Annotated in this window: 22 protein-coding genes and 3 pseudogenes; 16 read left to right on the top strand and 9 right to left on the bottom strand. The window is 62.9% G+C overall.

What is annotated here, in order from left to right; genetic code table 11:
• Positions 1-168: 168 nt before the first annotated feature.
• The 3 genes and pseudogenes from I9018_RS17625 to I9018_RS17615 form a co-directional block, all read left to right on the top strand.
• Positions 169-756, top strand: coding sequence for a PAS domain-containing protein (locus I9018_RS17625; protein ID WP_241107021.1), 588 nt, complete (start codon positions 169-171; stop codon positions 754-756).
• 276 nt (positions 757-1,032) lie between these two features.
• Positions 1,033-1,170, top strand: a pseudogene (locus tag I9018_RS17620) (group II intron reverse transcriptase/maturase); the annotation flags it as partial.
• Positions 1,171-1,436: 266 nt separating this feature from the next.
• Positions 1,437-1,675, top strand: a pseudogene (locus tag I9018_RS17615) (Arm DNA-binding domain-containing protein); the annotation flags it as partial.
• Positions 1,676-1,695: 20 nt separating this feature from the next.
• Here the strand turns inward: I9018_RS17615 and I9018_RS17610 are convergent.
• Positions 1,696-2,595: a LysR family transcriptional regulator gene (locus I9018_RS17610; protein WP_124347789.1), complete on the bottom strand. Its 900-nt coding sequence runs from the start codon at positions 2,593-2,595 to the stop codon at positions 1,696-1,698.
• Between the two features lie 173 nt (positions 2,596-2,768).
• Between I9018_RS17610 and I9018_RS17605 the strand changes: the two genes are divergently transcribed.
• Positions 2,769-4,301: an MFS transporter gene (locus I9018_RS17605; RefSeq protein ID WP_241110165.1), complete on the top strand. Its 1,533-nt coding sequence runs from the start codon at positions 2,769-2,771 to the stop codon at positions 4,299-4,301.
• A 5-nt stretch (positions 4,302-4,306) separates the two neighbouring features.
• Positions 4,307-4,465, top strand: a pseudogene (locus I9018_RS17600) (LysR family transcriptional regulator); the annotation flags it as partial.
• 270 nt (positions 4,466-4,735) lie between these two features.
• Here the strand turns inward: I9018_RS17600 and I9018_RS17595 are convergent.
• The 4 genes from I9018_RS17595 to I9018_RS17580 form a co-directional block, all read right to left on the bottom strand.
• On the bottom strand, positions 4,736-5,461 hold the full coding sequence (locus tag I9018_RS17595; protein ID WP_241107020.1) for an META and DUF4377 domain-containing protein: 726 nt from the start codon (positions 5,459-5,461) through the stop codon (positions 4,736-4,738).
• A gap of 477 nt (positions 5,462-5,938) precedes the next feature.
• Positions 5,939-6,349 (bottom strand): cupin domain-containing protein, encoded by a 411-nt coding sequence (locus tag I9018_RS17590; protein WP_241107019.1) that lies wholly within the window; start codon positions 6,347-6,349, stop codon positions 5,939-5,941.
• A 106-nt stretch (positions 6,350-6,455) separates the two neighbouring features.
• Entirely contained in the window at positions 6,456-7,889 is a 1,434-nt protein-coding gene (locus tag I9018_RS17585; protein WP_068588304.1) for a PLP-dependent aminotransferase family protein, read from the bottom strand.
• Between the two features lie 105 nt (positions 7,890-7,994).
• Complete coding sequence (locus I9018_RS17580; RefSeq protein ID WP_241107018.1) at positions 7,995-9,359, bottom strand: glycosyltransferase family 39 protein; 1,365 nt, start codon at positions 9,357-9,359, stop codon at positions 7,995-7,997.
• A gap of 380 nt (positions 9,360-9,739) precedes the next feature.
• Between I9018_RS17580 and I9018_RS17575 the strand changes: the two genes are divergently transcribed.
• Positions 9,740-10,366 (top strand): NAD(P)H-dependent oxidoreductase, encoded by a 627-nt coding sequence (locus I9018_RS17575; protein WP_068588306.1) that lies wholly within the window; start codon positions 9,740-9,742, stop codon positions 10,364-10,366.
• A gap of 14 nt (positions 10,367-10,380) precedes the next feature.
• Here I9018_RS17575 and I9018_RS17570 read toward each other — a convergent pair whose 3' ends face one another.
• The gene (locus I9018_RS17570; protein ID WP_068588309.1) at positions 10,381-10,698 is read right to left on the bottom strand and encodes a hypothetical protein; all 318 of its coding nucleotides are present in this window, start codon (positions 10,696-10,698) and stop codon (positions 10,381-10,383) included.
• A gap of 289 nt (positions 10,699-10,987) precedes the next feature.
• Here I9018_RS17570 and I9018_RS17565 point away from each other — a divergent pair, with 289 nt between their 5' ends.
• The 4 genes from I9018_RS17565 to I9018_RS17550 all read left to right on the top strand — a co-directional run bounded on the left by I9018_RS17565 (position 10,988) and on the right by I9018_RS17550 (position 14,437).
• Positions 10,988-11,599: an STN domain-containing protein gene (locus tag I9018_RS17565; RefSeq protein WP_241107017.1), complete on the top strand. Its 612-nt coding sequence runs from the start codon at positions 10,988-10,990 to the stop codon at positions 11,597-11,599.
• Complete coding sequence (locus tag I9018_RS17560) at positions 11,596-12,141, top strand: sigma-70 family RNA polymerase sigma factor (RefSeq protein WP_068588316.1); 546 nt, start codon at positions 11,596-11,598, stop codon at positions 12,139-12,141. Before I9018_RS17565 ends, I9018_RS17560 begins: the two co-directional genes overlap by 4 nt.
• A 39-nt stretch (positions 12,142-12,180) precedes the next feature.
• Entirely contained in the window at positions 12,181-13,131 is a 951-nt protein-coding gene (locus tag I9018_RS17555; RefSeq protein ID WP_241107016.1) for a FecR domain-containing protein, read from the top strand.
• Positions 13,132-13,462: 331 nt separating this feature from the next.
• Positions 13,463-14,437, top strand: coding sequence for a transposase (locus tag I9018_RS17550; protein WP_241106977.1), 975 nt, complete (start codon positions 13,463-13,465; stop codon positions 14,435-14,437).
• A 62-nt stretch (positions 14,438-14,499) separates the two neighbouring features.
• Here the strand turns inward: I9018_RS17550 and I9018_RS17545 are convergent, their stop codons facing one another.
• Together I9018_RS17545 and gspH are read right to left on the bottom strand one after the other, a co-directional pair.
• The gene (locus I9018_RS17545; protein WP_241107015.1) at positions 14,500-15,111 is read right to left on the bottom strand and encodes a prepilin-type N-terminal cleavage/methylation domain-containing protein; all 612 of its coding nucleotides are present in this window, start codon (positions 15,109-15,111) and stop codon (positions 14,500-14,502) included.
• Positions 15,108-15,569 carry a type II secretion system minor pseudopilin GspH gene (gene gspH / locus I9018_RS17540; protein ID WP_068588942.1) on the bottom strand — a complete coding sequence of 154 codons (462 nt, stop codon included), beginning with the start codon at positions 15,567-15,569 and terminating at the stop codon, positions 15,108-15,110. The genes I9018_RS17545 and gspH overlap by 4 nt, the downstream gene beginning before the upstream one ends.
• A gap of 118 nt (positions 15,570-15,687) precedes the next feature.
• Here gspH and I9018_RS17535 point away from each other — a divergent pair, with 118 nt between their 5' ends.
• On the top strand, positions 15,688-16,116 hold the full coding sequence (locus tag I9018_RS17535) for a type II secretion system protein N (protein WP_241107014.1): 429 nt from the start codon (positions 15,688-15,690) through the stop codon (positions 16,114-16,116).
• Between the two features lie 3 nt (positions 16,117-16,119).
• Here I9018_RS17535 and gspI read toward each other — a convergent pair whose 3' ends face one another.
• Positions 16,120-16,506: a type II secretion system minor pseudopilin GspI gene (gene gspI, locus I9018_RS17530; protein ID WP_068588936.1), complete on the bottom strand. Its 387-nt coding sequence runs from the start codon at positions 16,504-16,506 to the stop codon at positions 16,120-16,122.
• A 232-nt stretch (positions 16,507-16,738) separates the two neighbouring features.
• Between gspI and gspG the strand changes: the two genes are divergently transcribed.
• The 5 genes from gspG to gspD are packed head-to-tail and all read left to right on the top strand — an operon-like array spanning position 16,739 to position 22,382.
• Positions 16,739-17,200: a type II secretion system major pseudopilin GspG gene (gene gspG / locus I9018_RS17525; RefSeq protein WP_068588952.1), complete on the top strand. Its 462-nt coding sequence runs from the start codon at positions 16,739-16,741 to the stop codon at positions 17,198-17,200.
• Positions 17,201-17,208: 8 nt separating this feature from the next.
• The gene (gene gspK, locus I9018_RS17520) at positions 17,209-18,192 is read left to right on the top strand and encodes a type II secretion system minor pseudopilin GspK (protein ID WP_241107013.1); all 984 of its coding nucleotides are present in this window, start codon (positions 17,209-17,211) and stop codon (positions 18,190-18,192) included.
• Positions 18,189-19,436 (top strand): type II secretion system protein GspL, encoded by a 1,248-nt coding sequence (gene gspL, locus I9018_RS17515; protein WP_241107012.1) that lies wholly within the window; start codon positions 18,189-18,191, stop codon positions 19,434-19,436. The genes gspK and gspL overlap by 4 nt, the downstream gene beginning before the upstream one ends.
• Positions 19,429-19,995 carry a type II secretion system protein GspM gene (gspM, locus tag I9018_RS17510; protein WP_241110164.1) on the top strand — a complete coding sequence of 189 codons (567 nt, stop codon included), beginning with the start codon at positions 19,429-19,431 and terminating at the stop codon, positions 19,993-19,995. Before gspL ends, gspM begins: the two co-directional genes overlap by 8 nt.
• Entirely contained in the window at positions 19,992-22,382 is a 2,391-nt protein-coding gene (gene gspD, locus I9018_RS17505; protein ID WP_241107011.1) for a type II secretion system secretin GspD, read from the top strand. Before gspM ends, gspD begins: the two co-directional genes overlap by 4 nt.
• Positions 22,383-22,434 lie beyond the last annotated feature (52 nt).

Here is a 22,434-nt window from a genome sequence, read left to right as displayed (position 1 = left end):
ACGGGTTCTGCTCGATGCGAAATGAATGCCTGAGCAATAAGCCACTACCAGATTTTGTAGTTTTATCAATTTTTCGGTCAAAGTTGATACTTCACGTGTCCGAAGAGCATGCTTGATACATAGGCCGGCTGCTGTCATGAAATCGCATGAGGTCGGGGGAGGGTCATGATGTCCGTACCTATCGATCAACTAAGACTCATTTTTGATCACTATCCTGGCGGTTGGGGCTGCCTTGACCGTGCTTCGCGTTTTATCTACGTCAATCGTGAGTTTGCCCGCTTGATGGAGTTATCCGATGCGCAAGCTATTCGAGGCTTGTCTCCTGCGGATCTACCATGCCCGGCGGCCACATTCAGTGATGTCTTCCGGGTGCAGGACATGAAGGTGCAACGCAATCGCAGACCGATGCAGATTCTGGACATTCATCCTGATTCACAGGGGCGGATGCATGCTTATCTCTCGCAAAAGATTCCACTCTTCGATGAGACCCGAGAGGTGATAGGTATAATCTTTCACATCAGACCCTTACCTGTGTTGGATGTTGTCGGTTTGTGCCTCCAACAAGCAGGTAGCGAAAATAACTTCAGTATTTCGAGGCTTCTCGATAATGGCAGCCTTGAACCGGAGAACAATGGTAACTGGGACGAAATGACCCGTCGTGAACGCGAGGTCTTGTTCTTCTTGATCAGGGGCAATTCTGCTCGGCAAATAGGAGAACGTTTGAGTCTTTCAGTACATAAGCTTCCTCAAACATAAGCTCGGAGCTTCCAGCAAGTTCGACTTGATAAAGTTGGCGTTTGATCGAGGCTACGCAAACAAAATCCCCGAGTCGTTGTTCCAACAACAGATTTCGATCGAGTTGGTTGTCTAGCGGTTCCCCAAGAGCAGGTACCTGGAGAGATGGGAGCAGTGACCGATTGATCGATTGGCGGACGCTTGTTTGCGGCATTGGCTGCCAGCATGGGTTTGTTGCGATGCTGAGCCGGCCGGCTTCGAAGTGGAGGGGGTACTGCGATCGTCTGCTCAGCGATGATCTATCGAGAGCTACGTAAGTTGGGTGCAAGTGAGGTTACTGCTCGCAAAGTGGCGGGAAATTCTCGCTGCTGGTGGCGCAATAGCACTCTTGAACTCAACCGAGTGCTCGATATGGCGTGGTTCGACAGAGTGGGATTTACCGTGTCTCTCCTGGCCTTAATTTCTCGAACCGTCCGGTGCGGACCCGCATGCCGGGCGGTGTGGCAGGGGAACGGCCTATGTGGATTTCACCATGACTCCAGCAGCGAACTTCGCTGGACTCCGCCGAAGCAAGATACATAAGGTTTATCAATGGCTCGGGCGAGTCCAACAGAGGCCGGTGCTGCCCGAAACCTGACCTGGCTTCCCCTCTGCTGGCCCCCGCGACGTTCTTGGGAATCGGGTCTTTCCGAGGAGCCGTCATGGCGAAAACCAAGCCCGCTGTTGAAGCGGTACATCCCCGGGCACAGGCCATCGAACTTCGGGATACGTTGATGCCCGGTTTCCTGTGCAGGATTACCCCGGCGGGCCGCAGGGTGTTCATGTTCCAATACCGCACGAACTCGGGCGAGCGCCGCAAGCCCGCCCTGGCCTGCTCCGGGAACTGAACCTCGAGCAGGCCCGCTCGCTGGCGCCGGTATGGCTGGCCCAGGTGCGCCGGGCGGCAACGCGGACCTCCAATCATCTGAGTGATCCCGCCGGGAACAGATGCTCAGCCATGAAATCAACGAACGCCCGCACTCTGGGCAACAGCTGCCGATTAGAGGGCCACAATACCCAGAAGGTACTGGACGAACCGGCCCAGTCGTCCAACACCGTCACCAGTTCTCCACGATCGAGGGCTGCCTTGACCGCGAAGTCCGGCAGATAGGCGATACCGTGGCCCTGGATGGCCATGTGCCGCAGCGTCTCCAGGTGGTTGCTCGTCATGCTTGGTGCCGGGCGTAGGTCGACGTCTTCGTCGCGGCGTCGCAAACGCCATTTCTCCAGCAGGCCGGTGCTTGGGACGCGATGCAGCAGGCAAGCGTGCCGGGCGATGTCCTCGGGCTGTTGGGGCCTGTCGTGCTGCTCGAAATAGCCTGGTGCGCCCACGCAGACAAAGCGGCTGATACCCAGGCGCTTGCTCATCAGTCGGGAGTCGCTCAACTCTCCAGTGCGCACCACCGCATCGAACCCTTCGTCCACGACATCCACCAAGCGGTCGCTGAAATCCAGGTCGAGTTCGATCTGCCGATAGTGGCTGGCAAAAGCCGACAACACCGGCCACATCAACCCGCTGACCAGAGGCAGGCTTACCCGCAGCCGGCCTTGCGGGGTCGCCGTCGTGCTGGCCAACTCATGCTCGGCCGCAGCGATCTCGGCAAGGATGCGCCGACAGCGTTCGAGGAACAGCGCGCCTTCCGCTGTGAGGCTCACGCTGCGGGTACTGCGTTGAAACAGGCGCACGCCCAGCTTCTGCTCCAGCCGGGCCACGCCCTTGCTGACCGCCGATGCGGAGATACCCAACTGCCGTCCCGCTGTCGCGAAGCTGCGCGATTCGGCTACCTGCACAAAGATCGTCATGCCGCCGTGGCTATCCATTTCACTCTCCAATTGCTGACTGATCTGTCATGTTTGTCGTGATGTTTGCACTATTTTTCCATCGCTAGTTCCTTTCTATCATCAATTATTCAACGAGGTGGCCGCGGCATTGCCGCGACCACTGTGAATCCGCGAGCGCCATGCATGGCCTCGCTATTTTCAAGGGATACCCGATGAGTACCAGTACTGCGTTCGAGTCGGACGCGAAATTTGGCAAAGCTTCGTTGATCGTCACCGGTTGCCTGACCGCCGCCGTCATTCCATTGAGCATCGCCGGCCCCGCGGTGGTCGTTCCCTCGATCAACCAGGTACTGGGCGGCAGCGCGGTCGAGCTAACCTGGATCATCAATGCCTATATCCTGACCTACGGCAGTGCGACACTGGCTGCCGGCAGCCTGGCCGACACCTATGGGCGCAAGCGGGTCTGGCTGTCCGGCATGCTGTTGTTCGCGGTGATAACAGCGGCCATTCCCTTCATGCCGTCGGTGTTCTGGATCGACATCCTGCGGCTCATTCAGGGCCTGGGCGCGGCGGCAGCCTTTGCGGGGGCGATGGCTGCACTGACACAAGAGTTCGATGGACACGCCCGCACGCGCGCATTCAGCCTGATCGGTACGACTTTCGGCGCTGGAGCGGCATTCGGCCCGTTCATGGCTGGACTGCTGATCGACACCCTGGGGTGGCAATGGGTGTTCTTTCTACCGGCGCTGGTCGCCTTGCTGGCATCGGCACTCATTGCCCCATTTGCCCGCGAGACATGCGACCCCGGTGCCACAGGACTGGATTGGCCCGGCGCCATCAGCTTCACCGCCGGGCTGGCCGTGCTGACCTACGGCATCATTCTTGCGCCCGAGCGAGGTTGGCACCATGCCTGGGTGCTGGCGTGCCTGGCGGGCGCCCTCATGTTGCTGGCCGCCTTTGTCGTTATCGAACGTCGGCAGGCCAAGCCCATGCTGGACTTGTCGTTGTTCGCCAATGCCCGGTTCGTCGGAGTGCAGGTGCTGGCGATTGCGCCGGCCTATGCGTACATCGTGCTGCTGGTCATGCTGCCAGCCCGATTCATCGGGGTCGAAGGGTACAGCGCACTGGCAGCCGGGCAGATGATGATCGCGCTGTCCGCGCCGCTACTGGTGGTGCCCTTCGTTGCCGGCGTGCTGGCGCGCTGGATCAACGTCGGCGTGCTGTCCGGCATTGGCCTGGTCATTGCGGCAGCCGGGCTGGCCTGGTTGGGCTTGACGCTATCGGGCGGTGCGCAAAGCGCGCGCTTGCTGGCGATGCTGGTGATCGGCATTGGCATCGGCCTGCCCTGGGGGTTGATGGATGGCTTGGCCGTGAGCGTTGTTCCCAAGGAGCGGGCGGGCATGGCTGCGGGAATCTTCAATGCGGTGCGCCTGGCCGGCGACGGGATGGCCATTGCCGCCGTGGGGGCCATGATGTCCGCCAACATTCTCTCAGGGCTGGTGGTTTGCGTGCCGAATGGCGCATCAGGGCCAATGACGAATGCAGACTTGGTCGAAGCATCCAACCGGTTGGCAATGAGTGACCTACACAATGCCCTGGCGCATTGGCCAGCGGCTGGACGGTCGCTGCTGTTGCAGGCCTATGAAGGCGCATTCCGTTTTCAGCTTCTTGTCCTGGCGGGGGCGGCGGCAGCGACGGCGATCCTGGTGCTCGTGCTGTTGGGAAGAGTAAGACGGCATGACTGATCGCGCTGGCGTTCAGACATTTGCGTTGCTTGCTGGCCGTCGCTGAAGAACAACACTTCGCCCGTCCCGCCGGACGGCTGCCATCGAACAATCGCACGTTGTCGCGCGCGATTAGGGAACGGGAAGAAGCACTGGGCGTGGTGCTGTTCACACGCATCACGCGCAGACCTAATGGCGAGGCCGTGGATCCGGCGACACTGATCCTGCCTATGCGGGAGGCGTTTATGGCTGGGATCGGGGATTCAGGAAGGGCAGCTCCATCGCCAAGACTCACCAGCAGAAGCTGACCTGGCGACATGCAGTTGCCTGGAGGCCAAAGCGCAGCCCTTTGGCTGCGCTTTGGTTTGTTGTTGGGCGAGGGTCGCCCACGATGGCAAGCCGATCCTGCTTGCTGCGATAAGGATCGCCAGGCACTGGCAGGGCGAGGGCAGTGCTTACTTGCTCTTGCCCGAAGCGTCCTGCTCGACCACCAGGTCCAGTACATAGACGTGTGACGAGGCGTCAGCCGGCGGGTTCTTCCACTCGTACTGCTTGACCCGCAGTACGGTACGTACGCCGTTGTGGTGCTCGTAGCCCTGGATCGAGTCGTACATCGGGTGCCAGGTGTCCTGGGTCGGCAGTTGCAGGCCGGCGTCGTCATAGCGGCGCTCGCGCACTTGCAGGCATTGGTAATTGGGGATCAGTGGGTGGCTGCACTTGACGGTCTTGGCGGCCACTTCCAGGAACTTGATCTCACCCTTGCTGCCGTAGCGGGTCTCCGGGGTTTCTTCGCCCTGGAACTTGAGCACCGAACCGTCCTGGGTGGTCAGTTGCAGCATCGGCTCGGGGGTATCACCGGTGACGCTGGTGCGCAGGTCACCCTTGAGCAGGCGGCCGACCTCGCTGTCCAGCTCCATCAGGCTCTTGTCGCAGGCCATCAGGGTCGAAGCCAGCTGTTGCACCTTCAGTACGCCGTTCTGGTAGGTGTAGCCACCGAACTGGCCGTTACAGCCGCCGCTGATGTTCAGGCTCTGGTCGCCGAAGGTCAGGCGCAGCTTGCGCTCGATGCCTTTGGCCAGGGCCGGGATGGGCTTGCCCGAGGCGTCGGTGGCCGATACCAGGTTCCAGTAATAGGCCGGGAGCGCCGGCTGGGCAGCGGTGGACGAGGTGGCGACGGGCATGGAAGGCGATCCTTCATGGGAAGTGTTAGCCGAGGTGCAGGCCTGGAGCAGGGCGGCGCAGACGGCAACGAGGAGAATGTTCTGTTTCATGGTTCGCTCTTTCAGCCTTGATTGAGTAGGTGCGGCATGCTGCGCAGGCAGGATGCACGTGCCGGTGAACAGAGGTACGAGGTCGCTTGAAGAGGGTAGCGCACTGCGCAACCCGATGGGCCCGAAGGCCGGTTCGGGCGACCTCGACCGTTACCGATAGCGATGGGACAGCATCATGGCGATTCGGTTTCACCTGAGTGTTTGCCCGGTAGTGTTACCAAATCTTGCAACATGCTGGGTGTGGCCGCTGCTGCAGGCTTCGCAGAGGTGTGTCGCGTCTGTACGGCGGGGGCGATGGGTTGCCAGGTCGAGTGCTGCAGGCCCTGCGGGCCTTGTCGCAGCTTCGCCGGCTCAGCAGCGGCTACAGGTGCGTGTGCGGCTAGAGGATTAGTGTTCCAGGGGCGTCAGCACTTCGTCCTTGGTGTCCATCAGCATGAACACCAGTAGCTTGGCCGGCTGGGTCTGGCTGGCGTTGGCCGAGACCGGATGCTGCGAGCCGGCAGGCTCGAACCAGGATTGTCCAGCCTGGTAGGTGACGCTCGGACCATCGTTGACCCGGGAGGTGATGGCGCCCTCCAGGACATAGGCCATGGCCGCCCCGGCGTGGCGGTGAGGCACGGTGGCTTGGCCCGGGGCGTAGTCGACGGTGAGCATCAGGGCTTTCTTGCCCGGCAGGTGGGCCAGTGGCTGCTCCTGCAGGATCGCCAGCTTCTCCTGGCCGTACACCGGCTCGTGGGCCGCGGCCCCCAGGGAGGTCATCAACGCAAGTGTGGCCAGGGCAGTACTCAGGGCTTTCATTTTCGGCTTCTCCAAAGGATTGAAATACGCCTTCAGGCTAAGCCCGGGGGCCTGGCCGCCCTATAGCCAATCCTGGCTAAGAGCGCCAGACCAATGCCGTCACGCCTCAGGTGATCTGCCTCAGGATATCGCGCACCTTGTCCAGGGCCGGGTCGATGTCCAGGGTCTCGATGGCTCCGAAGCCGATGAACAGGCCAGCACGTACCGGGTGGTCGTGGAAGAACTCGTGCAGGGAGTACAGGCCGACTTCCACCTTCTTCGCCAGGTCCAGCAGCAACGGGATGTCCACCGGCACCTTGCACAAGGCCGCCAGGTGGAACCCGGCTGTGCAGGGCACCGCCTCCAGCCAGGGCGCCAGATCGCCTTGCAGGCGCTGGAGGATGCGCTCGCGGCGCCCTGCGTACACCGTGTGGCAACGACGGATGTGCTTTTGCAGGTAGCCCTCGTCGATGAACTTGGCCAGCGCCCATTGCGACAGGGTCGCGGTGTGGCAATCGCTCAATTGCTTGGCCTTGGTCACCGCTGCCAGGATCGCCGGTGGCAGTACCGCGTAGCCCAGTCGCAGCTGCGGCAGGATGGTCTTGGAGAAGGTCCCGACATAGGCCACCACCCCGAGGCTGTCCAGGCTTTGCAGGGAGTCGGCAGGACGCCCCTCGTAGCGGAACTCGCTGTCGTAGTCATCCTCGATGACGATTGCCCCCAGTTCCCGTGCCCGTTCCAAAAGAGCCTTGCGGCGAGCCTCGCTCATGGGCATGCCCAGGGGGAACTGGTGCGAAGGCGTGACATAGATCAACCGTACGCCATCGGGGATCCTGGCCACCTCTATGCCCTCGTCATCTACCGGGATTCCCAGCACCTGGGCACCCTGGGCCTGGAACAGCAGGCGCGCCGGGGTGTAGCCCGGGTCCTCCATGGCCACCAGGCTGCCGGGTTCCAGGATCACCCGGGCAATCAGGTCCAGGGCTTGTTGGGCGCCATTGCATACGACAATGTCCTGGTCCGTGCACACCACGCCGCGGGAAAACGCCACATGCCCGGCGATGGCGTGACGCAGCACCGGCAAGCCCTCGGGTTGGCTGTAGAAGCTGCCTGCCTGGCTCAGGCGGCGCAGTGCATCCTGGGTGCAGCGTCGCCACTGTTCTGCGGGAAACTGCGCGCGGGTGGTAGCGCCACCAATGAACTCATAGCGCAGCGTGCCTTCCAGGCTTGGGTGGCGCAGTGGCGAGGGTATGGCTTGCCAGCGGGCCAGGCTCTGGGCGCAGGCCAGGTCCTGGGCCTCTTGCTTATGTGCGGCCTTGATCGGGCGAGGGCTGACGAAGGTGCCGCGGCCGATCTTGCCAACCAGGTAGCCTTCGTAGGTCAGCAGGGTGTAGGTGTCGGACACCGTCTTGCGCGAGATACCCAACTGTTCAGCCAGCAACCGGCTGGGAGGAAGCTGGCTACCGGCGGCCAGTCGTCCGGACTCCATGGCGCTGCGCAGCTGCTGGTAGAGCTGCTCGGCCAGGTCCTTGCGGCCGTTGATCACTACATGAAGTTCCATTGGCTTGCCCAAATCTGATAGATAGGCGCAAGGTTACCCGTCCCACAGGGCTTCGTGTAGTTACCGACCGGGGCCATGAGCGCTGGCGGAACGGCCCCGATGGCATTACCAGAACCAATAAGGCAGGAACTTGGGCGTCGGTTCTATGGCCAACTCCTGGTAGTAAGTGATGGGGTTGAAGAAGAACGCATCCAAGGCAAGAAATGCCGCGACCCCGAAGGCCAGGACGATCAACTCGCGATGGGGGTGGACATAATAGTTTCGGTCCATGAAGTAGCGGACGATAGTCAAGATGGCAAAACTTGTGAACACACCAATATAGTTTGGCTTTAACGGCTCGCTCGCGTAGCCGTTATAGACCATTACCGCCAGGGCTAATCCCACGCCAATGGCCGGAAGTTTCAGGCAGAAACCCAATACCCAGTTCCTGGCACGGCTGAACATGTCGCTCTTGTCGATAAAAATATAGGCCGCCAGTAGTGAAATGGCCGGAGTTATTGCAATGATGTAGCGAGCCTTCTTCGAGTTGGGGATTGTAAAGAACAGGATCAGTGCCAGGAACCAGACGGTAAGATAGAGCAGCATGCTGCTATCGAGTGAACGGGCTTGTGTAAAAAACTGTTTGTACTTCCTGGCGATGACATTCAGGGCGAAGAACACTGTGATGCCATAGGTAATCAATCCGCCAGTAAAGTAGAAGTAGTAGCGTGGCCTGTGATTGCTGGCGATACGGTCCAGCCCCTGCATCATCAATACTTCACGCATGAAGTTCTCGCCACCCTGTATATAGGCAGCCCATGCCAGCAGTGCTACACCGACAATGAACAGCAGGCCGGTGACCAGCGAAAACAGGACCAGCGTACGCCACTGGCGGCTGAACAGGTAATAGGACCCCACCACGATCGCCGGGCCGATCAAGCCGATAGGCCCGCGAAGCATGAAACCAAGCACCAGGCAAAGGAATACCAGGGCCAGGCGCCAAGGTTGTCGCTTCAACTCTGCACAATAGGCCAGATAGAAACACACAACGGTAAATAGTGCTGGATAGACATCGAGCGCCAGCGAGTTGACGGCATCGAGAAAACCCCAGGTAAAAAGGGCAAAGAGAACACCATACAGTCCCCACTTCTTGTCATGCAGGGCTCCCAGTTTATAAGTGAATACCAGGATCAAGGCTGCGCAAATGCAATAGGGCAGACCCATTGAAAGAATGGATAGGCGACCGAAAGGCAACGATGCCAGATAAGCCAGGAATGTATTGGCAATCGTATAGTCGGGGTAGGGCTTCAAATCGTCGGAAATTGGGAAGAGTGTCATGCCGTGATAGAGCATGTAGTCTGCAAAGTCGACGAAGCGAGTAGTGTAATTAAGTATCGCCAGCTTATATTGCAAACCCATGAACAGAGCGAGGGCTATCACAAAAATACTCAGGCAGGGTCGTTGCATGACCTGTCTTGTCAGTCTGTTCATCTACTCAATGATTCCCCAGGAAAGCGCGAATATACAGTGGCTATCAAACGGACACCATAGAGCAATATAACTGTCTGTTTGCTGAACTTGTGTCGGACTTGCAGGTGCAGCAACCTAGCCAATAGACGGTTACAGGCGGGTATACGGGCGGTAGGTCCGGCAAGTGGTCTCCCGGGAATATGTTGAATTGGTTATAGGGTCCTGGCACTCGGGGCCTTAGTCTCTCTCTCGCCAGGAATTGCATAGGCCCAAAGTGACCGATCATGCCTGGCCCTGGATGTTGGCACGCCTGCCATCGTCCATCTAAGGCGCAAGATCGCCCGCAGTTTCCCAGCAGGTAGGCGCGAACTTTTTCTTTTTTTGCAAGACAGGTACCCACCATGAAGTTGCTGCACGTCGACGCCAGCGCCAAGGGCGAGCGTTCCAATTCCCGCGCCCTGGGGCGTTATTTCATCGAGCAATTGCAGGCGCAGGGGCTGGAGCTGGAAATCGACTATCTGGATTTGGCCCGGGAGGCGCCAGCGGCCGTTACCGAAGCCTTCGCCATCGCGACCTACACCGCGCCCCAGGCGCGTACTGAGCAGATGCGCCAGACCCTGGCGGCATCCGACGTGCTGTGCGAGCGCCTGCTACAGGCCGATGCGTGCCTGTTCGCCATGCCCATGTACAACTGGTCGATGCCTTCGAGTTTCAAGGCCTACATCGACAACATCACCCGTACCGAATTGACCTACTTGAACACCGCCGATGGCATCGTCGGTCAGTTGAGCCGGCAGAAGGTGTTGTTCCTGACCAGCCGCGGCGCTGACCTGCGCCCGGGCAATCCCATGGCCTGGATGGACGCCCTGACCCCGGCGCTGAGGGCCGCCTTCGCTTTCATTGGGGTGCAGCATCCGCAATTCGTCGATGCCCAGCCCCTGCAGTTCGCCGATCCACAAGCCCGTGGCGAGGCCCTGGAGCGGGCGCGTGGCGAACTGCTACAAGTGGCCCGCCAGTGGGCTGCCTGAGGTCCCGGGCGCGTTCAAGGACGCTGCTGGGGCGTGACTGAGGTGCCGAAGGTATTACCCATGCGTACGCCGGTGGCGGCGGGAGTCGCCAGGCCGTTCTGGTTCGGTGGCCGTTTCTCCACCGGGTTCTGCATCGCCTGCTGATTGGCTTTGGCGGCCTTGACGGCCTCCGGGTCATTGCCCATCTGTTTGCTCAGGCAGTTGTAGTCGGGGGCCTTGTAGCCGCCGACGCTGACCTCGACACAACCTTCTTTGGCTTCTTCTGCCTGCACCGTCCAGGGCAAGGCTGAGAACAACACAAGAGCTACGGCAAATCGGCTAAATCGTTTCATCCTGGCCTCCTGGCTGGCCCGGGAAAACGAGCCTCGATAGGGGCCGAGTGTAGTGCAAAGCCCGAGCCGCAAAAGTGATGATTTTTTTGCCGTGGCCGTAACACCAGATTCATAAACTGGCCTCAGGATGACGCTTTTCAAGGATTGGACAGCAGTGCAGCGACACAGAGCGCAGGTCGGGCGATGGACTTCATTGCACGGGGGCTTGGCGACCTGTGTGCTGGGGTTCGCTCTGTGGCTACCGGGATTTGCCGTCTGGGCAGGCGATAGGCCGCCAGGGCCGCCGCATGTGGATTCCCAGGCCTTGTTGGGGCTGGATATCCCGGCGCAGGACCTGGCCCAGGCCCTGGAACTGTTCAGTCGCTCCACCGGAATGGCCGTGCTGGTGGACCGAGAGCTGACCCGGGGGCGGCGTTCGGCGGGGGTCAAGGGGCGCTACAGCGCTCGCGAGGGCCTGGCGCGTTTGCTGGTCGGTAGTGGATTGATGGCCCGTTATGCCCGTACCGATGCGTTTACCTTGCAAGTGCCGGCGGCTTCCCAGCCGCGGGTGGAGCAGGGGGCCAGGGGGCGCCAGGCCGCACGGCTCAACAGCAGCTATGCCACGGCGTTGCAGCGCGCGGTGGAGCGTGGTTTGTGTGGCTCGGAGTTGACCCGGCCGGGCGGTTTTCGTGCCTTGCTGCAACTGTGGGTTGGCAGTGATGGCCGGGTGGAACACAGCCGCCTGGTGGGCTCCACCGGCGATTGGCAGCGAGATGAGGCACTGGTGCAGCGCCTGGCGCAAATCCGCATCGAGCGCCAGGCGCCCAGCTCGTTGCGCCAGCCGTTGACCTTACTCTTGATACCGGACACGACAGGGAAACGCATGGATTGCAAGGAATGGGAAGGAGCTTCCGGGGTATGAAGAACACCGGGCACAGTGCGATGGTCAGGCTGTTCCTGACGTCCTACGAGGACTTTCGGGTGCGCTTGCGCAGGCGCCTGGGCTCGGAGGACCTGGCCAACGATGTCCTGCATGAAACCTACCTGCGGGTCGACCGTATGGAGGAGCCGCCGAACCTGGTCCAGCCCAATGCCTACCTGTACCGCATGGCGTTGAACATTGCCGCCGACCGGCGCCAGTCCGATGCCCGTTTGCTCACCGGAGAGGAAGTGGAGGAGTTGCTGCAGGTTGCCGACGAGGCCCTGGACCCGTCGCGGGTCGTGGGTGGCCAGAAAGAAATCCAGACCCTGCTCAAGGCCCTCTACGAGTTGCCGGCGCGCCGCCGGCGAATCTTCATTGCCGCGCGCCTGGAAGAGGCGCCGCACCTGGAAATATCCCAGCGTTTCGGCATTTCCACACGGATGGTGGAGAAGGAACTCAAGGCCGCCCTGGGCCATTGCGCCCTGCGTCTTGAAAGAAAAGTCATTCAGCGGTTCGGTCCCGGGGCTGGAAAACCGTCCTAGACAAAGAGTCCCTGACTATTTCCGTGAGTATCTGCGCGCTTGAACATTTTTAGCATTTCCACTCCCCGGCCCTCGGCGGACCAGCAACTGCTGAGTGATGCCCGGGACTGGCTGCTCCTGCTGACCTCCGGGCGGGCCACCGCGGCCGACGCCAAGGCGTTGCGCCAATGGTGTGGGCAAAGCCCGCAGCATGCCGCTGCCTTCGAGCAAGCCAAGGCCCTATGGCATGGCCTGCTCCCGGCTGCCGAGCGCCTGGAGCAACAAGCGCGTCCTCGAACCCTGGCCCGCCGGGCATTCCTGGGCGGGGCGCTGGCGGCATCGGCGGCGTTGTTCATGGTCCGGTTCACGGTACCGGGCGGTTTTGCCGGGCTCACCGCGGATTTTTCCACTGAGGTTGGCGAGCAGCGGCGGGTGGACCTGGCCGAGGGCGTGAGCCTGGAACTCAACACCCAGACCCGCATCAGCCGTCGCGATCTCGGGGCAGGGGAGCAGGGCATCGAGTTGCTCGAAGGCGAAGTGGAGGTCTTCAGCCAGGGTGTCCGGCCGCTCAAGGTACAGGCCGGCGAGGGCTGGTTGAGTGCCCGCCAGGCACGCTTCAATTTGCGTAATACCGAGCAGCAGGTGTGTGTGACCTGCATCGAGGGCAGCCTGCAGGTGGAGGTCGCGGGGCGCAGCATTCGCCTGGACAGCGGCCGCCAGCTGACCTATGACGTGCGCAGCGTGGGCGAGCCTGTGGTGGTGGACCCCCGTGCAGTGATCGCCTGGCGCGAGCAGGTGCTGGTGTTCGACAACGCGACCCTCAATACCGTGATCAGCGAGATCAATCGCTATCGCCCGGGCATGTTGGTGTTGCTCAACGCCGAGCTGGGCAAGCGCAAGGTCCAGGCGCGCTTCAACCTCAATCAACTGGCCGGCGTTGCCTTGCTGATTCGCGATGCCTACGGCGCCAAGTGCACCGAACTGCCCGGTGGCGTCGTCCTGCTCAGTTGACGCTCCTCCGGCGTCCGGTTGCGCAGGCGCCGTAATGTCCAAGCTGCCTGATCCATCCCGTAGGCGGCCATGCGCAACTTGCGGCAGCGACTTGTATCTCGACTATCGCGTCTACACACGCGATAGTTCTCGACTGATCATCGAGGAAGAGGAATGAAGCCGGGCAGCGGCTAAGGCCTTGAGCCTGCACTGTAGATTGAGCTCCTCCTCTTCAACCTCACTCGCTAAGTCCGAACGGTATCCTGAGCCCTGCATCGCACGGTAGCTCGCATCAACAAGGCTGAGACCGAGTGATGGATGATCCTCAACCCGCGCATACGAGGAAGAGAATATGTCTAACGTCATCGGGATCGATATCGCCAAGAACACATTCGATGTCGCCACGCCTCTGCCCAACGGCAAGTACCGCACACGCGGCAAGATTCCCAACAATGCCGAGGGCTTCGCCCAGCTCGACCAGTGGCTCAAGTTGCATGCGCAGCCCGACGCCAGGGTCGTCATGGAAGCCACCAGCGTTTATCACGAAGCCCTGGCAGAGCACCTGTACCACCAGGGTTACGAAGTCATCGTGGTCAACCCAGCCCGGGTCCATTACTTCAAGAAAAGCGAAGGAATCAACTACAAGACCGACAAGGTGGACGCCAAGTTGCTGGCCGCCTTTGCCCAGGCCAAGCACGAGTCACCCTTGACGCCCTGGGCGCCGGAGCCTGTGGCGATCCGCCGGCTACGGGTCCTGCTGCGACGCCTGGACGACCTGCAGGAGATGCTGCAGATGGAACGTAATCGCCAGGAAGTGGCGGATACGGTGGTTCAGGAATCGATCCAGTCGCACATCAGCCACATCGAAAAAGACATCGTCCAGACCCGCCAGATGATCAAGCAGCATGTCGACGATGATCCCGACTTGCGGGGCAAACGGGATCTGCTGTTGAGCATCGACGGTATCGGCGAGAAGACCGCGTCAGTGATCCTGGCCGAACTGGGCGATCTCAAGGAGTTTCGTAGCGCCCGGGCCGTAGTCTCGTTTGCGGGGTTGAATCCGCAGTTGGCCGAATCCGGCAAATTCAAGGGCCGCACGCTGATCAGCAAGGCTGGTTCGGGGCGTATCCGCCGAGCGTTGTACCTACCCAGCATCACCGCCATGAACATGAGTGAGCCCCTCATGGCGATGAAAGAGCGGCTGCGCGCCAAGGGTAAAGCGGGCAAGCAGATCGTCTGTGCAGTGATGCGCAAGATGCTGCACATCGTATTTGGCGTGCTCAAGTCGGGTCATCCTTATGACCCGAAATTGGCGCTTGCCCGGTAACGGGCAAGACGGTATCTACAGGCGGCTCGAGTCGCAGCCGCTGCAATCCCTGGCAGCTGGCCTCATTCCAGCGGGCCCAGCACCTGGCGGTAGCGCTCCTCGCCCTGGGGCGTCTGGCGCACCAGGCGGATCTCCAGGCCCACAGGGTTGTCCTGGCGATTGCCGCTCAGTTGGCGCCAGCCCTTGTCGGGGTTCCAGACGCGAACCTGCAGGTCGCTGACCCGGCCCAGCACCGCGACGCCATTGCGGGGGGCCGGCAACGGGTAGCGATCCCGGGGTTCGGCCACCGCACGATACAAGGTGTCGCCCTTGATCCACCAACGCACCCGTTGCAGGCCAATGTCCGGTGCGGCGGCGCTGCGGATGATCTCCAGGGCAAACCCCTTGCTGTCGGAGCTGCGCACGCTCAAGGGCGGCGGGCCTTCGGGCTCGGCGGTGTCGCCCTCGCTGAGGTTGGGCTCGCGCAGTTCGGTGCTGGCTCGCAAGGCTACATCGCGTTCCAGTTGGTTGAGGGTGCGCAGCAGTTCCTCGGTCTGCTCGGTACCGGCCTTGAGGTGGCCGTCGGCGCGAGTCACGCTGTCCAGGCCACGCCAGGCAATCAGGCTGACCACCGCCATGAGCATGATCGCCACCATCACCTCGATCAGGGTGAAACCTTCCTGGCGACTGTTCATGGCCGCTCCACCACCCTTAATTGGCCCGCTGCCGTGCGCTCGACCTGCAGGCTGTGCTGGCCATCGGAAAGCACCACCTGCAGCGGCGGGTTGATCCATTCGGCATTGAGCACCAGGCGTGGCCTGGGCTCGATGCGTACCTGCATGGAGGGCGTGTCCCAGTTCCGCGGTCGCAACTGGCTGTCCTGGCGAAAGTCATCGATGCCCTGGCCGGTCTCGTCGTAGCGGTTGAAGGCAAAGCCCTTGGCATTGGCCCGCCAGGTGATGCTACGGCCATCGGCACGGGCCTCGGCCTGGGCCACTTGCAGCAGTTGCGCCAGGCGCTCGGCGTCCTTGCGCAGGGATTGCAGCGGATCAGGCTTGATGCTCAAGCCCACGGCCGCACTGGCGATGCCGATGATCACCAGCACGACCATCAGCTCGATCAGGGTAAAGCCCTGTTGTTGATAAACCCGCATCGCATTGCACTCCTTGGCGAGGGTTCCAGGCTGCCCGAGGCAGATGATGATCTAGTGAAATAAAACCGTGAAATTTGACCTGTAGGCTGCTGGCATGGACAAACAGGAGGTTCTGCCCATGCCATTCGCCCTGCGTTTCTCTGTTCCCCAGGTATTGCAGTACGCCGCCCTGCTGGTGGCCCTGGCCGGAGTCGGCACCTGGTCGTCGCTGTTGCTGACTCCGGCCGAATCCCGCACACCCACCGCCGCGCCCCAGGCCCAGGCTGCGCGCTCCGACAGTCCGGCCTTGCAGTGGTTTGCCAACCAGCCGGTGCAAGTGGACATCAAGGTGTCCGGGGTCATGGCTGGAGCCCGTGGCGCGGTGGCCATCCTCAGCCTGAACGATGGGCCGCCGCGCAGCTTCCTGGCTGGCGAGCGGCTGACCCAGGGTGTGCAATTGGTGGCAGTGGAGGCCGACGGGGTGCTGATCGAGCGCGGTGGGCAGCGTTCGCAAGTCAAGGTCAGCAAGCTGCCGGACTCGCCGAGCCTGCCAAGGTTGACCCGCTAGGGCTCACTGGCGCGGCACCGTTGGCCGGCTGATCAGGGTCTCCAGGCGAGCCAGGGGCGGCGCCTCGCGGCTGCGATCGCGCACCTGCACACTGACCCGCAACAACCCAGGCGTGGTGCTGGCGACAATGGCCTGCTCGCAACGCAGCTTGAGCCGGCCCTGGTCGCATTCGAGGTTTTTCATCCCGGTCGCCAAGCCACCCTCCAGGCGCAACTCCGCCAGGCGACTCTGGGCCGCCAGCAAGGCCACGGATTTGTCCCGCAACAGGCCGTTGCCCTGGGTCATCAGCCCCGCCACACGTACGGCGGCCGACATGGCCACGGCAATGATGGCCAATGCCACCAGCACCTCGATCAGGGTGAATCCCGCTTGTTTGGGCACAGCTCGCATGGGCCGCTCGATACCGGAGGACAGCCTCGCAGACTAGTCCTCGGGCTTGACCGAATGGCGACCGAAACTCCCGAGGTTTTTCAATATCACTGACATATCTTCTTGCAACACTGCGCCACGAATCGAACTCAAGCCAAGGAATGTCGAGATGGATATCGCGCATGTAACGTCCCCCCCCGAGGCCTGTGGTGGCTCGCTGCGGCCGGAGCAGGACGCTCCGGGCGCCGCCGCCATGGCGACGCGACAGGGGGCAGTGACCCAGCCGGCCCACCGGCGACGCCCGCGTGCCCAGCGTGGTTTTACCCTGATCGAGATCATGGTGGTGGTGGTGATCCTCGGGATCCTGGCCGCCATGGTGGTGCCCAAGGTCCTGGATCGTCCCGACCAGGCCCGGGCCACGGCGGCCAAGCAGGACATCGCCGGACTGATGCAGGCGCTGAAGCTGTATCGCCTCGACCATGGCACCTATCCCAGCATGAACCAGGGCCTGAAGGTACTGGTGGAGCGCCCGGCCAATGCCAAGGACAGCAACTGGCGTTCATACCTGGAGCGTCTGCCCAACGACCCCTGGGGCCGTCCTTACCACTACCTCAATCCGGGGGCCAACGGTGAGGTCGATGTGTTCTCCCTCGGGGCCGATGGCCAGCCCGATGGCGAAGGCGTGAATGCCGACATCGGCTCCTGGCAGCTGTAAGGCCGGTCATGAACAGCCGTTCGCCCAGTGTGGCGAAGCAGCGTGGCATGGCCATCATCAGTGCCTTGCTGATCGCCGCCGTGGTGGCGGTGATCGCGGGCGCCATGCTCACCCGCCAGACCTCATTCATGCGCACCGTGGAAGCCGAGCAAGGGCGGGTCCTCGGCACCGGGGTGTTGCAGGGTGGCCTGGAGTACAGCCGCCTGTTGCTCTGGGATGCGCGCCAGCGTGACGTCCTGACCCGTCTCGACCAGGCCTGGGCGCAGCCCATCGGCGACCAGGCGCTAGGGGGCTTCAACGGGGCGTTCCAAGGCCGCCTGCAGGACCAGCAAGGCAAGTTCAACTTGCGCAACCTGGTGTTCCAGGGCGAGGTGGATGCCGTGCAACTGCAAAGCTTCGAGCTCTTGTGCCAGTCCCTGGGGATCGATACGGCCCTGAGCCGTCGCATCAGCCAGCGAGTGATCGCGTCCTACCCGCAACGCCTGGGCAATTCACAGGCCACCAGCAGTACTCGTGGTGCTTTCAACAGCGGCCGCCTGACGTCGCCAGGCGCAGCCGAACAGATCCTGCCGCCCCGACAGCCGATGCTGCGCAGCGTGGAGGAATTGCAGGGCCTGCAGGGCATGAGCGATGCCATGCTGGCGCGTCTTTCCCGCTATGTCAGCGTGCTGCCGGGCAATACCTGGGTCAATGGCAATACCGCCCCGGCCGAAGTATTGGCCGCGGTGGTCCCGGGGCTGGCGTTGTCGCGGGCCAAGGCCTTGGTGGCGGAGCGCGATGCCGGGCACTGGTTCATCAACCGTGGCGATTTCGTCAACCGTTTGCGCATGCCGGAAGTGGCGGTGGAGCAGATCCGGGTCGGTATCACCAGTGAATGGTTCCTGCTCCAGGGACAGGCACGCCGCGATCAACGCCGGGTGAGCCTGCAAGCCTTGTTGCACCGGCCCGAGGACCGCATGCCCCAGGTGATCTGGTCGCGGGTGGGAGCATGAATCGCCTGCGCATCGCCTTGCCGTCCCTGGCGGAACTGGGCCCGAGCGAACAGCCCTGGCAATCCCAGGTGGACTTCGCCCGCCTGGATCGTGCATCGCGGGTGGTGGAAACCGGTCGCTGCCCGCTCGGGCAACTGGGGGCCTTGGGCAAGGGCGCCAGGCCGCTGCCAGTGGAGTGCTTCCTGCATCCGCAAGACAGCCTGCTGACCAGCATCGAACTGCCGCAACTGCCGGCGGCCAGGATCAAGGCCGCGGTGACCTGTGCCGCCCAGGCATTGATCCTGGGGCCCCTCGAGCAGATGCATGTGGCCCACGGCCCGCGGGACTCGGCCGGGCAAGTGGTGCTGGGCTGGCTGCCACGGGAGCGCCTGCAGGCCTTGGGCTGTGAACTGGAGCGGGCCGGGCTCAAGCTCCAGGGGCTGTATCCGGCCCCTTATGCCTTGGCCGTACCGGCTCCGGCGCAGGTGAACCTGTGCCTGGTGGATGGCCAGTTGGTCCTGCGGTACAGCGCCGGGCAGGGCAGTGTGCAGCCCTTGCTGCCGCAGCCCCGGCCGGAGGGTGGCCAGGAGCCGCCAGCGCAGCCGCAGTGGCAGGAAGCCCTGGAGCAGCTGCGCAGTACGGCCGGCGAACCTTGCTGGATCGGCCATGAAGCCCCACCGGGTATCGCCCAGCATCTGGCGAGCGAACAACGCTGGAGCGGCCCGGCCCCGGCCTGGAGCCTGCACGCAGGAGCGGCCACTGGCCGGGTCGCCGCCAAGGGCTGGGGGCGGGCCCTGGGTTGCTGCGCCCTGGCGGTGGTGGTCTGGGTGGCGGGGCTCAACCTGTATGCCGCCCGTGAAGCCGAGCAGGGGCAGCGGCTCAAGACCCAGATGAACCTGCGAGTACGGCAGGTGTTCCCCGAATTGCCGGTGGTCCTCAATCCCCTGCAGCAGGCGCGCCAGCAGCTGGCTGCACGCCAGAGTGGCAACTCGGCCGAGCCGAACCAGGGGTTTGCCAACCTGCTGCTACAGGCCGCAAGCGCCATGCCATTCATGGTCGGCAGTGTGCAGCGCCTGACGTTCGCCCAGGAGCGTCTGCAACTTGAACTGCTGCCCGATACCCCCATGACCGCCGATGACACCTGGCAGGGCGCCTTGGCCCAGGCGGGCTATAGCGTGCAGCGTGAGGCCAACGGTTGGAGCCTGGTCCCAGGCGGGCAGCCGACCGGGGAGCACGAGAGCGCCGGGAGAGACGATGATGAGTAAGGCCATGCTGGCAACGTACCGGGCGCGCTGGTCGCGCCTGCAGGCCCAGGCCCTGGGCCATTGGAATGGCCTGGCCCTGCGGGAGAAACGCTTGCTGGCCGGCACTGCCGCGGGGCTGCTGGCCTTGTTGTTGTGGTTGCTGTTGATCCAGCCGCCGCTGCGCAAGATCGAATACTGGCAGGCCGAGACGCCCAAGCTGCGCTCCCAGGCCGAGGCCCTGGAGGTACTGCTGCATGAGGTCGCGCCAGGCGCTGGCGATAGCGCCGGGGGGAGCCTTGAGCAGTCCTTGCGCCAGACCCTGGACCAGGCCGGCCTGAAGGATCGCTACCAGTTGCAACAACCTGATGAAGCCGGCCCCGAGAGCTGGCGGCTGACCTTTGAGCAGGCCCCGGCAGATGCTGTGGTCGGCTGGCTGCTAGGGGCTCCCCGGCAGCTTTCACTGCAGGTGGTGGAGGCTCGTCTGCAACGCGCAGCCGAGGCCGCCGCCGATGACTCGGCAGGCACACTGTCCGGGACCGTTCGCATGGATCAGGCGCAGGGCGCTAAGGAAGCTTCATGAAGTGGTCAGGTTCCATCTACGTGCGCCAGTGTCGCAAGGCTGCACCTTTCCTGCTGCTGGCGCTGGGGGCTTGCAGCAATACCCAATCCACCACGCCACCGCCCTTGTTGGTGGACAGTGAACTGGGCCAACCCCTGGCCGATACCCGGCGTGGTGGCGATGTCCTGGCTGACCGCCAGCGCTTGCAAGCGCAACAGGCCCAGCGTCCCAAGGTCGTGCATCCGGTCACCAGCAACCGGGCCTCGGGGGCTTCGCGTAGCACCAGCGTGCCGCGCAATCCCCTGGGCGACCAGCCGGTGCAGTTGAACTTCGTCGAGGCCGATATCCAGGCCGTGGTGCGGGCCCTGTCCCGTTCCACCGGCCAACAATTCCTGGTGGACCCCAGGGTCAAGGGCAACCTGACCCTGGTCAGCGAAGGCCAGGTGCCCGCGCACCAGGCCTATGACATGTTGCTGGCGGCCCTGCGCATGCAAGGCTTCAGTGTGGTCGATGTCGGCGGCGTGGCCCAGGTGGTGCCCGAGGCCGATGCCAAGCTGCTGGGTGGACCGATCTACAGCGCCGACAAGCCGGCGGGCAACGGCATGCTGACCCGCACCTTCCGCCTGCAGTACGAAAACGCGGTGAACCTGATCCCGGTGCTGCGGCCGATCGTTTCGCCCAACAACCCGATCAATGCCTACCCGGGCAACAACACCATCGTGGTCACCGATTACGCCGAGAACCTGCAGCGGGTGGCGCAGATCATCAGTGGCATCGACACCCCGAGCGCCATCGACACCGATGTGGTGGCGGTGCAGAACGGCATCGCCGTGGACATCGCCACCATGGTCTCCGAGTTGCTGGAGACCCAGGGCAGCGACCAGACCCAGAAGATCAGCGTGATCGGCGATCCGCGTTCCAACTCCATCATCATCCGCGCCGGCAGCCCCGAGCGCACTGAGCTTGCGCGCAACCTGATCTACAAGCTGGACAACGCCCAGAGCAACCCCAGCAACCTGCACGTGGTGTACCTGCGCAATGCCCAGGCCGGCAAGCTGGCCCAGGCCCTGCGCGGCCTGCTCACCGGGGAAAGCGACAGCTCCAGCAACGATGGCGCCCGGGCCATGCTCAGCGGCATGGGCGGCGGCACCGGCGCCAGCCAAGGCAGTAGCCAGGCGGGCAGTACCAGCGGCGCCAGCACCAGCTCCAGCCTGGGTAACAGCAGTAGCAGTAGCAAGGGTTATGGCCAGGGCGGCAGCAGTAGCAGCGGCCTGGGTAGCAATGGCCAGCAGAACGACCAGAACACCGCCTTCAGCGCCGGTGGCGTGACCATCCAGGCCGACGCCACCACCAACACCCTGTTGATTTCCGCGCCGGACCCGCTGTATCGCAACCTGCGGGAAGTGATCGACCAACTGGACCAGCGCCGGGCCCAGGTGGTGATCGAGAGCCTGATCGTCGAGGTCAATGAAGACGATGCCAACGAATTCGGCGTGCAGTGGCAGGCCGGCAACCTGGGGGGCAAGGGTGGTTTTGGCGGGGTCAACCTCGGCGGCAGCGGCGTGGTGGGCAACCCGGGCAGCAAGACCAGCATCGACGTGTTGCCCAAGGGCCTGAACATCGGCGTGGTCAATGGCACCGTGGACATCCCGGGGATCGGCAAGGTCCTGGACCTCAAGGTCCTGGCCCGGGCGCTCAAGAGCAAGGGCGGCTCCAACGTGCTGTCGACGCCGAACCTTCTGACCCTGGACAACGAGGCCGCGAGCATTTTTGTCGGCCAGACCATCCCCTTCGTCACCGGCAGCTATGTCACCGGCGGCGGTGGCAACAGCAACAACCCGTTCCAGACGGTGCAGCGCGAGGAGGTGGGGCTCAAGCTCAATGTGCGGCCGCAGATTTCCGAGGGCGGCACGGTCAAGCTGGACATCTACCAGGAGGTCAGCAGCATCGATGCCCGGGCTTCGGTGGCGGCCGGCACGGTCACCCAGAAGCGCGCGATCGACACCAGCATCCTGCTCGACGACGGGCAGATCATGGTGCTCGGCGGACTGCTGCAGGATGGCTATAGCCAGAGCAACGATGCCGTGCCGTGGCTGTCGAGCATCCCGGGGTTGGGAGCGCTGTTTCGCAACGAGAAGCGCAGCATCAACAAGACCAACCTGATGGTGTTCCTGCGGCCCTACATCATTCGTGACAGTGGGGCGGGGCGCAGCATCACCCTCAATCGCTACGACTTCATGCGCCGGGCCCAGGGCCAGTTGCAGCCCGAGCACAGCTGGGCCATGCCGGACATGCAGATGCCGCAATTGCCTCCGGCGGCCAAGGCCATTCCCGGCGCGCAACCGGTGTCGTTGCAGGACGCGCCCCAGGGCATCCGGGCGACCATCCGCGCGGTGCCAGTGCAATGAGCCGGGCGCCAGATCCGAGTCATGGCCTGCTTCGTGCGGGGATTCCTGGACG

It is taken from the genome of Pseudomonas sp. MPFS (assembly GCF_022537035.1).
Taxonomy (GTDB): domain Bacteria; phylum Pseudomonadota; class Gammaproteobacteria; order Pseudomonadales; family Pseudomonadaceae; genus Aquipseudomonas; species Aquipseudomonas sessilinigenes.
The sequence above is the reverse complement of the archived record's forward strand: the minus strand, read 5'-3'. Positions and strand labels throughout refer to the sequence as shown.